This window comes from Methylobacillus methanolivorans (assembly GCF_044751345.1).
Taxonomy (GTDB): Bacteria; Pseudomonadota; Gammaproteobacteria; order Burkholderiales; family Methylophilaceae; genus Methylobacillus; species Methylobacillus methanolivorans.
In genome coordinates, this window is record NZ_JBIWXY010000001.1 from 903045 (window position 1) to 916610 (window position 13566).

12 protein-coding genes are annotated in these 13566 nt (G+C 51.3%); 1 reads left to right on the plus strand and 11 read right to left on the minus strand.

The genetic code is table 11. The annotated features are described in order from the left end of the window. Positions 1-76: 76 nt before the first annotated feature. Complete coding sequence (locus ACIKP9_RS04185) at positions 77-697, plus strand: phosphoadenosine phosphosulfate reductase domain-containing protein (protein WP_400879676.1); 621 nt, start codon at positions 77-79, stop codon at positions 695-697. 85 nt (positions 698-782) lie between these two features. Here ACIKP9_RS04185 and ACIKP9_RS04190 read toward each other — a convergent pair whose 3' ends face one another. The 11 genes from ACIKP9_RS04190 to gyrA form a co-directional block, all read right to left on the minus strand. Next, positions 783-2159 (minus strand): DUF6056 family protein, encoded by a 1377-nt coding sequence (locus ACIKP9_RS04190; protein WP_400879679.1) that lies wholly within the window; start codon positions 2157-2159, stop codon positions 783-785. A gap of 543 nt (positions 2160-2702) precedes the next feature. After that, on the minus strand, positions 2703-3896 hold the full coding sequence (pqqE, locus tag ACIKP9_RS04195; RefSeq protein WP_400879682.1) for a pyrroloquinoline quinone biosynthesis protein PqqE: 1194 nt from the start codon (positions 3894-3896) through the stop codon (positions 2703-2705). A 52-nt stretch (positions 3897-3948) separates the two neighbouring features. Continuing rightward, the gene (pqqD, locus tag ACIKP9_RS04200) at positions 3949-4272 is read right to left on the minus strand and encodes a pyrroloquinoline quinone biosynthesis peptide chaperone PqqD (RefSeq protein ID WP_400879685.1); all 324 of its coding nucleotides are present in this window, start codon (positions 4270-4272) and stop codon (positions 3949-3951) included. Continuing rightward, positions 4244-4996: a pyrroloquinoline-quinone synthase PqqC gene (gene pqqC, locus ACIKP9_RS04205; RefSeq protein WP_400879688.1), complete on the minus strand. Its 753-nt coding sequence runs from the start codon at positions 4994-4996 to the stop codon at positions 4244-4246. The genes pqqD and pqqC overlap by 29 nt, the downstream gene beginning before the upstream one ends. Before the next feature lie 9 nt (positions 4997-5005). Further along, a complete protein-coding gene (gene pqqB / locus ACIKP9_RS04210; protein ID WP_400879691.1) occupies positions 5006-5923 on the minus strand; it encodes a pyrroloquinoline quinone biosynthesis protein PqqB in 918 nt (305 codons plus the stop codon). A gap of 69 nt (positions 5924-5992) precedes the next feature. Beyond that, positions 5993-6064 carry a pyrroloquinoline quinone precursor peptide PqqA gene (pqqA, locus tag ACIKP9_RS04215; protein ID WP_081774944.1) on the minus strand — a complete coding sequence of 24 codons (72 nt, stop codon included), beginning with the start codon at positions 6062-6064 and terminating at the stop codon, positions 5993-5995. 223 nt (positions 6065-6287) lie between these two features. Continuing rightward, positions 6288-7397 (minus strand): histidinol-phosphate transaminase, encoded by a 1110-nt coding sequence (gene hisC, locus ACIKP9_RS04220; RefSeq protein ID WP_400879694.1) that lies wholly within the window; start codon positions 7395-7397, stop codon positions 6288-6290. A 43-nt stretch (positions 7398-7440) separates the two neighbouring features. Then, entirely contained in the window at positions 7441-8592 is a 1152-nt protein-coding gene (locus ACIKP9_RS04225) for a diguanylate cyclase domain-containing protein (protein WP_400879696.1), read from the minus strand. 129 nt (positions 8593-8721) lie between these two features. Beyond that, positions 8722-9789, minus strand: coding sequence for a prephenate dehydratase (gene pheA, locus ACIKP9_RS04230; RefSeq protein WP_400879699.1), 1068 nt, complete (start codon positions 9787-9789; stop codon positions 8722-8724). Positions 9790-9799: 10 nt separating this feature from the next. Further along, a complete protein-coding gene (gene serC / locus ACIKP9_RS04235) occupies positions 9800-10882 on the minus strand; it encodes a 3-phosphoserine/phosphohydroxythreonine transaminase (protein ID WP_400879702.1) in 1083 nt (360 codons plus the stop codon). Positions 10883-10899: 17 nt separating this feature from the next. Further along, positions 10900-13464 carry a DNA gyrase subunit A gene (gene gyrA, locus ACIKP9_RS04240; protein ID WP_400879705.1) on the minus strand — a complete coding sequence of 855 codons (2565 nt, stop codon included), beginning with the start codon at positions 13462-13464 and terminating at the stop codon, positions 10900-10902. Positions 13465-13566: the final 102 nt, after the last annotated feature.

The following is a 13566-nucleotide window of genomic DNA, read 5'->3' on the forward strand; positions in this document are numbered from 1 at the left end:
CAAGCGCAACGCTTTGCTACAATACGTCACTTACCTTATGCCGTTATCATACGGGCACGACAAACTGGAGTACAACATGCAATTGGATTTGGGAAAGATCAACGCAGAACTCGGCCACGACGCAGAAAAGCTTGTGGAATGGGCCTTGGGTTTGAATAAAAAAGCCATCGTTACCACCAACTTTCGCCCTTTTGAAGCCGTCATCCTGCACATGGTTGCCAAGGTGCAACCCGATACTCCGGTCATCTGGATGGATAGTGGCTACAACACCGCAGCGACCTACCGCTTTGCCGACGAAGTCACTAAACAACTCCAGCTGAACCTCACTGTCTATCTTCCAAAGCGTTCGCGCGCCCATCAAGAAGCCGTAGATGGCCCTGTGCCTGCGTTAGATGATCCACGCCATGCTGCTTTTACTGAGGAAGTAAAGCTAGAACCTTTCACCCGCGCGCTACGAGAAACCGCACCAGAAGTCTGGTTCACTGCCCTGCGAGCCACTGATACTGCCGTCCGCGCGCAAATGGACCCAGTGAGCATCAATCCAGATGGCCTCATCAAGGTTGCCCCGCTGTTGCACTGGAGCTCAAAAGACCTCTATCAATACCTTACTGCTCACAACCTGCCTAACAACTTCGATTATGTTGACCCTACCAAAGGTGAAGAAAACCGCGAATGCGGCCTGCATCTGGCGCACTAAGCTAGCCCGGCCGCAAAGGCCTGACTAGCTGCATGAAGTCATGTATTAGAAACGAGCACAACAAGTGGGCTTGGTGCCCACTTGATCAGTGCACGGTCTTCGTCAGAATTTGCTGCAAACCGAAATAATTGGAAAAACACGTATTTTCCCATTGTTGTGTATCAGGCGTAATATCGCTGAAGAAGGTAATCGGCTTACGCGGCGCAGCATAGGCATCCACTTCCAGCGATGAGAATTTACCAGCCGCCTTGCTGACTTGGGAAAAACGCTGGTCCATAAACTGACGTAATTCAGCGCTGGCACGCACATCGCCCATCACTTGGCCCCAGCTTTGGTTGGGATAGCGTATATAAGTGCCTAAGAGTACCAGGCTCACCATCGTCACCATGACAATACCCCATATTGCAGGCTGGTTGTCACTCTGTGGCATGCCGCGGTGACCAGCTCCACCAAGCCCCCATTTGAAATAGCCATATCGAGCCAGGCAAAATGCCATCAGAATAATCAGCATGAAGTCTTGTGTGCGCGTACGGCTGGGACCCAAATCCCCCATGACATAGGCACGCGCGAAGATACCAGCCCATAGCGCAAAGAATAGTAACAGCACAAATACCAGCTTATCAGATGGCGCCACTACAGGTGTTGGCTTGGTCGACGGAAACAGCCGGAAAAAGACATGAAACACCACCACCAGTAAAACCAGGGCCAACAAATAGCGGCGCACAATCATCACCAGTGAAAGCCATGCTGCCTGAAAAACGCCTAAATGTTCGTGCATGATGGAAGCACGGGCAAAATTGCCTGGTGCAGCACCTGCAACTAATGCTGCCAGCATAGCAACTCCCAGAACCCACAACATTTTCTTGCTTTTGTGACTGATGTAATACAACAAGGAAAGTGGAACCAGCAAGGCAATATGTGCCAGCATGGCACCTTCATTGCAGCCTGCAAGCAAAATAGTACCGGTACAGATGACGAGTAAGCGCTTGGTTGTCGCAGGCACCTGGGCAACCAGTATCTTGAATTCTTCCGCGATCAATAATAGAAAGATACCACTGGCAATGCCATAGGTAGCGCCACCGGCAAGCCAGAACAGGGATTGACGCATCTGGAAAAAAGCGAGTAGCAGCGCAGATACACCTAACCAGATGATGAGCCTGTCTTCACAAAATACGCTGAGCAAGCGCCGGACTGCATAAACATTCAACAGCAAGATACTCAACGGCACCAGGAAATAGTAGTGCAGCAGCGTACGCTCAGAACCCCCAAATAATGTAATGAGGAAAGTCGCCGTATAACGGCCGCTCCAGTGTTGGTAGACATCAATCACATTGCCCAGAACACCATTGAGCTTACCGCCGTGCCCATAACAGAAATCATCAACGGCAGGGATAGCCTGGAATGCATTCCACAATACCCAGGCTAAAAACAAGACCAGGGTCATGATCCATATACCCCGCATGATGCACATCATGCCGAGTGACAAAGAGAACAGCTGGATTCGTTGCCAGTATCGTGCCGCGCCCATCATTGTGCGACTCTCCGCCAGCCTAATCCATCACCCGCCACCCAATGATAGTGCGACAAGTTCCCGCTTTGTACCGACAGGGCTCCTCTCCCTCCAGGCACAATCACCAATGCTGCCATACATCTCCCCAACAAAATCTTTAAGTTATTTTTTGTAAATTTTTGTAAGGAATAACTCTATGGCAAGGCTAAAAATTTTGCAATTATTGTTTCAATTTTTACAATTAAATAGATTTAATTAAAGTCAATATCCACTTTAGAAAAATGACACTATCTATTCTTAAGGATAAGTAAAGAGAGGATGTGAAGGAAAGCGATCATGAAAAATGACAAATGGCATGATTGGCATATGAGCACTGTGCAATTTGCTTATCTGGGGTTTTACAAAGTGTCAGCACTACATCCCAATATATTAACTCCCTATCAAAGTAGTCATTGCAACTTACTTTGATAGGGAAGTATGGGCCTGCAAACCACTTCAGGGTAGTGCGTGGAATTCCTCCACCAACTCCTTGTGCTCCCCTTCGATGAGTTTGCGCGAGTTCTTGTCATTACGGAAGAAAATAGGCTGCGCTTGCAGGTAAGGCTTTTGCGCATTGGCAATGGCTTCGTCAATGAAGTGACGGTGCGGTGACTTGGTGCAGACAGGATCGGCAGCCTCGGCGTCGCCCGACAACAGGAAGGCCTGACAACGGCATCCACCCAGGTCTTTCTCTTTCTCTGGGCAACTGCGGCATGGCTCCTTCATCCAGGCATCACCACGATATTTGTTGAAGGCTGGCGACTCCTCCCACACCCATTTGAGGCCATTGGCCTTGACGTTGGGAAAAGCCATATTAGGCAACACGCGAGCTGAGTGACATGGTAATACATCACCATTTGCGGTAACGATCATGAACACCTCACCCCAGCCATTCATGCACTTCTTGGGGCGATCAGAGAAATAATCGGGCACGACGAAATACACTTTCATCTTGTTGCCCACTCGTTTGCGGAATTCGTTGGTGACTGCTTCGGCTTCGTCGATCTGCTCCTTGGTTGGCATCAGCTGGTTACGGTTGACCAACGACCAACCGTAATACTGGGTATTGGCCAACTCAACGAAATCAGCCCCCAACGCCTCTGCCATTTCGAGGATTTCCTTGACGTGCTTGATGTTGTACCGGTGGATTACCACGTTGAGCACCATTGGATAGCCATGATCCTTGATCATCGCCGCCACCTTCTTTTTCAGTTCAAAGGTGCGGGTGTTGGTGATGAAGTTATTGATCTCCTCGGTGATGTCGTGCATGGAGAGCTGGATATGATCCAATCCACCGGCCTTGAAAGCGCTGATGCGCTTTTCCGTCAAGCCTACACCCGAAGTGATGAGATTGCTGTAATACCCCAGCCGCCCTGCCTCGGCAACGATTTCCTCGATATCATCACGCAACAAAGGCTCGCCGCCGGAAATCCCCAACTGCAAGGCCCCCAGCTTGCGGGCATCGCGCAATACCTGTATCCACTGTTCAGTGGTCAGTTCGTTTTTGGTGTGCTTATCGTAATCAGTCGGGTTGTAGCAGAACGCGCAATGCAGTGGACAGCGATAAGTCACCTCCGCCAGCAGCCATAAAGGCTGGGTATTGGTCTTGGAAGCAGCTACGCCGTTATTTTGTTGTACTGGTGTACTCATTTTTTCTCCTCCACATCATGCGCCTGCCACAGGCCGCCTGATTAGGCATATCTCACGCACGCTTTTCCAGCCATGCTTTTTCTACGGCTAAGTTCAGCATCGCGATCACGTCAGCCTCGATATCAGCAACATCGGGGAAAGTGGCTTGTACATCTGCCACAATATCAGCAACACGCCGCTGCCCATCAACGCGCTTGATCACTTCGCCTGCTCCGCCATTGAGCTTGATCATGCCTTCAGGAAACAGCAGCACATAGCAGCCCTGTGCCTCCTCCCATTGAAAGCGGTAATGACGAGCAATCGCGTAAACGTCATCAATAGCGACGCCAGGATTAGCCTGGTTGGCGTTATCTTGGCTGTCTGAGATAGTCGACATTATTTTCAACCTTTATATCTGTAGAGGCCAACATGATGGCGTCGGCAATCACCCAAAGTACATCCAGCTTGAATTGCAGGATATCCAATGCTTTTTCCTGTAATTCCCGTGTCTGGCTAAAGTAATCCAGCGTCACAGCCAAGCCCTGCTCAACATCGCGACGCGCTTCGGTCAGGCGCTTCTTGAAATAGACCAGGCCTTCTTCCTTCACCCATGGATACATGCTGGGCCAGGAGCTGATGCGCTGTTGGTGGATATGCGGCGCAAACAGTTCGGTCAAGGACGAACAAACAGCCTCCTGCCATGGGCGCTGCTTGGCAAAATTCACATAGGCATCAACCGCAAAACGCACACCAGGGGTCACAAACTTGAGGGAAGTCACATCCTCACGACTCAGGTCAACAGCCTGGCCAAGCTGTATCCACGCCTCAATACCACCTACACTATTGGCATCGCCATCATGGTCGATAATGCGCTGTATCCAGCCTTTACGGATTTCCTTGTCCGGGCAATTGGACATGATGGCCGCATCTTTTTGCGGGATGCTGATCTGGTAATAAAAACGGTTGGCCACCCAGCATTGCAATTGCTCACGGCTGAGCTTGCCTTCATACATCATCACGTGGAAGGGATGATAGATATGGTAGCCCCTGCCCTTATCACGCAGTTGTTGCTCGAATTCTTCACGAGTCCAGGGAGTATTTCCAATCACAGGTGCATTCATGCTTAACTCCTAGAGAATGATATCCATGCCGTCATAGGCGACCTCGATACCGTGGCTATTCAACTCTGCCCGCTCGGCAGAATCTTCGCGCAGTATGGGGTTGGTGTTATTGATATGAATCAGCACACGGCGTGCCTGGGGATAACCATCCAGCACCTCCATCATGCCACCAGGGCCTGATTGCGGGTTATGGCCGATGTCGCGTGCCTTCTTGGTCATCAGGCCCATGTCGATCATCTCGGTATTGGTCCAGAACGTGCCATCCACCATGATGCAATCTGCCTGCTGCATGAGCGCTGGCAAGTGCGGTTCGATCTCGCCCAGGCCAGGCGCATAAAATGCCTTCTTGCCATTATTGGTGTCCTCAATCAGCACACCAATGGTATCGCCGGGATGGGGATCATTGCGATGCGGGGAATATGGTGGTGCCGCACTCTTGAGGGCAACCGCGGTAAACCGCAAGCCGGGGGCACCGGCAACAACAAAGCTATTCTTGCCATCAATCGGCACATCATGACGATTCACGCCACAGTAGTGACCGAGAATATTGAGTAGTGGATTACCGATTGTGAGGTCTTGGTACACCATATCGGTACAGTAAATCTCACGCTTCACCTGGCCCTCGCGCAGCATCAAGAGGCCGGTGGTGTGATCAATCTGCGCATCAATCAGCACGATGCCGACAATACCGCTATCGCGGATGGCACGCCCTGGTTGCAAAGGAGCAAAGTCCTGAATTTGCTGCAGAATATCGGGAGAAGTATTGAACAGCACCCAGTTGATGCCATCGGCACTGACACAGATAGACGACTGTGTGCGCTTTGTTGCCTTGATTGCCCCTTTACGCAGGCCGTCGCAATTCGGGCAGTTGCAGTTCCATTGCGGAAAACCACCACCTGCTGCCGATCCTAGAACATGAATATGCATATCAGCCCTTACTAAAACTCAATTTACTACTGGCAATCAGCCGGGAGAACTCCCGGCTGTTACCGTCACTTAGCGGTTACAAACGTACATAGTGACTTCAAATCCGAAACGCATTTCAGTAACTTCTGGCTTTGTCCACATGATACTCTCCTTAAATTGAATTGATTTATATCGCTGCCACCGAGAAAAACACTTAGTCACAACGTGGGTACATTGTGCAATGCAGACGACAGGCGAAACAGGGCAAAAACACCGAAAGTCATCTCATGATTATCATGAGTCAATGAAGGACAACCAAGCAGAACAAGGGCCGGAAAAACATCAGGCCTCTTGCGAGGCCTGATGATCAAGGTAGAAACTTAAATTAACTGCGCGCTTGCAATATCTGCTCCAGCACTTCAAGGAAACGGGCATTTTCGGAATGCAAGCCTATGCTGACTCGCAAGTAATCCGGCATTTCATAAGCTGCCACAGGCCGAACAATCACGCCGCTCTTGAGCAGCTGCTGATAAACCTCTGCTGCGTTGCTCACATGAAAACTGACAAAATTACCGTATGAAGGGATATAGCCCAGCCCCAGTTTGGCCAGACCTTGGGTAATTTGCAACATCCCTGCCTGGTTCAGCGCATAACTGCGCTCAACAAACTCGTCATCCTGCAAAGCAGCCACTGCAGCAGCCTGTGCAACACTATTGACGTTGAATGGTTGGCGTACACGATTCATCAAGTCTGCAATCGCAGGCGAAGTCACACCAAAACCGACGCGCAATCCTGCCAAACCATAGGCCTTGGACAGTGTCCTGGAAATCAGCAAATTGTCGAATTCGTCCAGCCATGACAATGCCTCGGACTTGATATCCGCAGCCAAATATTCGTCATACGCTTCATCAAGCACCACCAGCGCGTGCTTCGGTACGCTGGCAAGAAAATGCCGCAAGGCCTGCTTACCTATCAATGTGCCAGTTGGGTTATTCGGGTTGGCAATGAAGACAATACGGGTCTTATCTGTCACGGCAGCCAGCATGGCATCCAGGTCATGTCCGAAATCCTTGGCAGGCACACTGATGCCTGTTGCACCAGTGGCTTGCGTCACAAGCGCATAGACAGCAAAGGCATGCTGCGCATAGACTGCTTCAGTGCCGGGTGTCAGGAACGCACGCGCAGCGAGCTCCAAGATATCGTTGGAGCCATTACCGAATACCAGTTGATCAGGTTGCAGCTTGAATTTGCGGCACACACAGTCGCGCAATGCAAAGCTATTGCCATCGGGATAACGGGCAATGTCTTCCAAGGCATCTTGCATAGCCTCATATGCCTTGGGACTCACACCCAAGGGATTTTCATTGGATGCAAGCTTGACGATAGATTCAGGCTTGAGGCCCATTTCCCGGGCAAGCTCGGTAATCGGCTTGCCTGGCTGGTAAGGTGCAATCGCACGGATGTTGGACGGCGCGAGGTCGCACAGCCTGGTCACGATAGTGTTCCTTTACAGATAAAGTATGAAGATTGATAGAGACTTAAGCTGGCTCACGCCTGCTTTCACGCTTGGCATCATACATGGCATGATCGGCACGTCTAATCACATCCACGGCTGAGACATCGCGGTACGGGAAGACACAAATGCCGATACTGGCAGATAAATCGCGGATCGGCGGCAAGCCATCCAGGATAATAGGCGCAAGGAACTGCCGCTTGAGCTTCTCAGCCAATATCCCCGCAGCCTCTGGGCTACCAATATCGCGTGCTAGCACAAAGAACTCGTCACCACCCAGCCGAGCCAGAGTATCCGCCTCACGCACGGTATATTTAAGCCTAGTTGCTACTTCCTTCAACACGATGTCGCCAATCAGGTGACCATAGGTATCATTGATGGGTTTGAACTTATCCAAGTCAATAAACAAGCCTGCGCACACCTGATCGTTACGCGTCGAGAAATTGATGGCCTGCTCAATGCGATCCAGCAACAATTCCCGATTAGGCAAGCCTGTCAGGCGATCATGCAAGGCACGCTCTTGTTGGCGCTGGCGTTCGTTATCCAGGTCTTTCTCACGCAAGAACAATTCACGGCTCTGCTTTTCTGCCACATAGCTTGCAAAGCCCCCGACAATATTGGCCGAAAGCAGAAACACGTCATAGATCAATACTTGCAAGACCGGCAACGCACTGAATAGCAGGAACATGATATTGAACACAATCAACAACACGATGCCGACTAAGGTCGAATTAAAAAAGCGCAAACCGGAGAAGGTGTACGTCCAGAACACCATGACCACCAAGCCGGTGTAATAGAAGTTGATGGCTGCCACAGGCATATAACTGACCTGGGCCAATAGCCCTATGCCACCGAACAAGGATACGACAGCGAGGAACAGCTGGTTGTATTTCAGGAAGTGCCGATAGAAGGAAAGCCAGAACACGGCAAAAAACAACATGACTGTCATGGTACGGATATACCAGACGTGGACAAAAGCTTCTGGTTTGACGAACAATGGATCGAGCAAACCATAGAGCATGGTCATGACTGCCCCGACGACCAAGGCTAAACGCGAATGCCGACGCAGGCTGGAAATGGCATGCAACTGATATAGCGCTTCCAGGCGCTCATTCTCGAAATTCAGCGTCCATTTACGTAGCGAAGCAGACCATAACAAGTTCTGGCTAATCGGCATACTTCCCCTTCAACAGCAGATCATATTTAGCTGACTACTCAGCACATACTTTTCAGTTCACAGTGTCGTCAATCACATGGCGACTGCTGCGCCAACCCCGCGCCAGACATTGCATCTGGCACAACCGCATCATATTACGGCAACAGGGTAGGAACCAAGCACCTTGAGCAAAGAGGCACATTGCTCAAGCTCGTATAATGCCTTGGCAATCCTGGGATCCTGATAATGTCCCTCAATATCGACAAAAAACACATATTCCCAAATGCCGAGTTTGGAAGGACGGGACTCAAACTTGGTCATATCGACGCCATGCTGAGCCAGCGGCGCCAATAAACTAACGACGGCACCAGGGACATTCTTGGCTGCCAGCAACAAAGATGTCTTGTCCTTGCCGGACGGCTCAACCTCATGCGGAGAAAGGACGAGGAAGCGCGTCACATTCTTAGGGTCATCTTCAATATTTTCGGCAAGGATAGTCAGATCAAAAATCTCGGCGGCACGCTTGCTGGCAATCGCGACGGCAAATGGATCCTGCGCTGCCAGTTCTGCTGCCTGGGCATTGCTACCGGTACTGACACGCTCTACCCCACCCAGGTTGAGATTCAACCATTCATGGCACTGGCCCAGCGACTGTGCATGAGAATAGACACGCCTGATCTCGCCATTGCCATCCTGACGGCGCAACAGGCAATGATGAACTGGCAAGGTAATCTCACCGCAAATATGCAGGCTGGTCGTGGTCAAGAGATCCAGTGTGCGTCCAACGGCACCCTCGGTAGAGTTTTCCACGGGCACCACAGCATAATCAGCCCCACCAGACTCGACCATGCGAAAGACTTCATCAATCGAGATGCAAGGCTTGGGAGAACTCAAGCCGCCAAATTGCTTATTGGCCGCCTCTTCGCTGAAAGTGCCCTGCGGCCCAAGAAAAGCCACGGCAAGCTCGCGTTCCAGCGCCCGGCAATTCGACATCACACTACGAAAAATGGAGGTAACAGCTTCTGCAGAAAGAGGCCCGGTATTCTTCTCCAGCAGGCGTCGCAACACTTGCGCTTCGCGTTCGGGACGATAGATCGGCCCCTCTCCCTTGAGAGCACCAATTTCACGCGCCAATGCCGCACGCGCATTGATCAGCTTGAGCAATTGCTCGTCAATTGCATCAATCTGGTCACGGCAATTTTTTAAGATGTCGCTCATGCAGGCCTCTCTAACCGTTGGTACGCTCGAAATCCTGCATGAAGGCAATCAGCGCCTGCACACCTTCCAAAGGCATCGCGTTGTAAATAGACGCCCGCATACCACCCAGCAAGCGATGTCCCTTAAGCTGCAATAAGCCTTGTGCTTGTGCCTGCTTAAGAAAATCCGCGTCCAAGTCGCTATTCTTCAGCGTGAATGGAATATTCATGCGCGAACGATTTTCCAAAGCGATAGGAGAACTATAGAAATCTGTGCTATCAAGATAGTCATAAAGCAGACCTGACTTCTTGATATTCAGCTTCTCAATACCCGCTAGACCACCTTGGGCCTTTAGCCACTTGAATACGAGGCCAGCGATATAGATGCCATATGTGGGCGGGGTGTTATACATCGATTCATTGTCTGCATGAACCTTGTAATCCAGCATCGTTGGCGTACCAGCGATCGTCTGCCCGATGAGGTCATCGCGCACGATAACGATCGTCAAGCCTGCCGGGCCGATATTTTTTTGCGCACCGGCATAGATCAAGCCATATTGGCTCACATCTATAGGGCGTGAAAGAATATGGGAGGACATATCCACTACCAGGGGAACATGTCCCACCTGCGGGGTCCAGAACATTTCCAAGCCACCAATGGTTTCATTGGAGGTGTAGTGCACAAACGCAGCATCTGGATTCAACTTCCATTGCGACTGCTGCGGCACCTGCCGGTATTGTTGCTCGGCAGCAGAAGCGACCACGTTCACTTCACAGTATTTTGCAGCTTCTTCTATCGCTTTCTGCGCCCAGATACCAGTATCGAGATAATCCGCTGTCTTTTTGCCGCGCAATAGATTCATGGGAATCATGGAAAACTGCGCATGCGCCCCCCCTTGCAAGAACAATACCTTGTAATTGGCGGGAATGCCCATCAGCTCGCGCAAGTCCGCTTCAGCCTCTTGTGCAATGCTGATGAACTCCTTGCCACGATGGCTCATTTCCATCACTGACATGCCAGAGCCATGCCAGTCCAGCATTTCCTCACTGGCTTGTTGCAAGACTTCCTTGGGAAGTACCGCTGGACCTGCAGAAAAATTATAGATTTGCGTCATAAATACCGTACTTGACCTTACTCAGCGATAGTTTCGTTCTCGTTGTCATCATCTGTTTCCACGACCTTTTCCAAGCCGGAGAGCTTCTCGCCCTCACCCAGATTGATCAAGGTCACACCCTGAGTCGCACGGCCAAGCTCGCGGATTTCCCTGACACGGGTACGGATGAGTACGCCTCCCGTAGTAATCAGCATGATCTCGTCGTCGTCACCGACCAAGCGCGCACCGACAACTACACCGTTACGCTCACTGGTCGCAATCGCTTTCACACCTTGTGTGCCGCGGCCAGAATGACGAAAATCGGCTAGTACAGTACGTTTGCCATAACCATTTTCAGTCGCTACCAATACGGTCTGCTTATCGTTCTCCGCGATCAGCAGGGAGATCACCTGCTGCTTGGCCTGCAACTTCATGCCTCGCACGCCTCGCGCAGCACGACCCATTGCCCGCACGTCTTCTTCGTCGAACCAGACTGCCTTGCCGCCGTTAGAAACAAGCACAATATCATTCACGCCGTTGGTGACTTCAGCACCGATCAGGTAATCGCCATCATCAAGGTTCAAGGCAATAATGCCGGAACGACGAGGATTAGAGAATTCGGTCAGTGCCGTCTTCTTGACAGTACCCTTGGCGGTTGCCATAAATACAAAGTGGTTCTCGTCGAATTCCTTGACTGGCAGGATAGCGTTGATCTTTTCGCCCTCTTCCAAGGGGAACAGGTTGACGATAGGCTTGCCGCGGCTGACACGGCTGCCTTGCGGCACTTCATAGACCTTGAGCCAGTAAACACGGCCCCGGCTTGAGAAGCACAGGATGTAATCGTGCGTATTCGCGACGAACATCTTGTCGATGAAATCATCTTCCTTGGTCGCAGCAGCTTGCTTGCCACGGCCACCACGACGTTGCGCGCGGTATTCTTCCAGAGGCTGGGACTTCACATAACCGGTGTGCGAGAGCGTTACCACCACATCCTGTGGCGTAATCAGGTCTTCCAGAGAAAGATCTTGCGCATTGTGCACAATCTCACTGCGACGCTGATCGCCAAACTGCTGGAGAATGACAGACAGCTCTTCTACGATAATCTGCGTGACGCGCTCTGACTTGGCGAGAATATCAAGCAAGTCGGCAATAACATCCATGACCTCCTTGTATTCATTGACAATCTTGTCTTGCTCAAGGCCGGTCAAGCGTTGCAAACGCATCTGCAGGATTTCTTGTGCCTGCACATCAGATAATCTGTAACCATTCGGCGTCATGCCAAAATCGACAGACAAGCCTTCAGGGCGCGAAGCTTCCATCGCTGCACGCTTGAGCATCTCCTCAACCACTGGCGATTTCCAGGTACGCGCCATCAATTCACGCTTGGCTTCTGGCGGTGTCGGTGCAGCCTTGATTAAGGCAATCATGTCATCCACATTGGCCAAGGCGACAGCTAGGCCCTCCAGCACATGACCACGCTCGCGCGCCTTGCGCAATTCGTATACCGTGCGGCGCGTCACCACCTCGCGGCGATGGCGCAAGAAAGCTTCCAGCATCTGCTTCAGGTTGAGCAGGCGTGGCTGGCCATCCAGCAATGCCACCATGTTCATGCCAAAGGTGTCTTGCAGTTGAGTTTGCTTGTAGAGATTATTGAGGACAACCTCAGGGACTTCGCCACGCTTGAGCTCGATCACCACGCGCATGCCCGACTTATCGGATTCATCGCGCAGATCGGAAATGCCCTCGATCTTCTTTTCGTTGACCAGTTCGGCGATTTTCTCAACGAATGTCTTCTTATTCACCTGGTACGGCAACTCGTCGACGATCAGCGCCTGGCGGTTGCCCTTCTCGAGGTCTTCGACATGGGTACGTCCGCGCATCACAACACGACCGCGGCCTGTGCGATAACCTTCCCTCACCCCTACCGTGCCATAAATAATGCCCGCGGTTGGGAAGTCCGGTGCAGGAATAATCTCAATGAGTTCATCCACCGTGGTTTCAGGGTTCTTGAGCAATGCCAGACAGCCAGCAATGACTTCGTTGAGGTTATGAGGTGGGATATTGGTCGCCATCCCAACAGCAATACCGGAACTACCGTTAATCAGCAGATTCGGGATGCGCGCTGGCATGATGAGTGGTTCGTGCTCCGAACCATCGTAGTTTGGACCGAAATCGACGGTTTCCTTATCGATATCAGCAAGTAATTCATGGGCAATCTTGGCCATGCGGATTTCGGTATACCGCATCGCCGCTGCATTATCGCCATCCACCGAGCCAAAGTTACCCTGACCGTCGACCAGCATGTAGCGCAAGGAAAAATTCTGCGCCATACGCACGATGGTGTCGTATACCGCAGTATCACCGTGAGGATGGTACTTACCGATCACGTCACCCACGATACGCGCAGATTTCTTGTAAGGCCTGTTCCAATCGTTGCTGAGCTCATGCATCGCAAAGAGAACGCGACGATGTACAGGTTTCAGGCCATCTCGCACATCCGGCAATGCACGTCCCACGATTACGCTCATGGCGTAATCAAGGTAGGAACGACGCATCTCGTCTTCGAGGCTGATAGGGAGGGTTTCTTTGGCGAACTGATCCATTGTTTGCTATCGGCTTTAAAGTGGCTTAAAGCCATGGATTCTAGCACGATACGCCCGCCAAAGCATGCCAGGATTTAACCCTTGATCCGACAGGAGATTTCA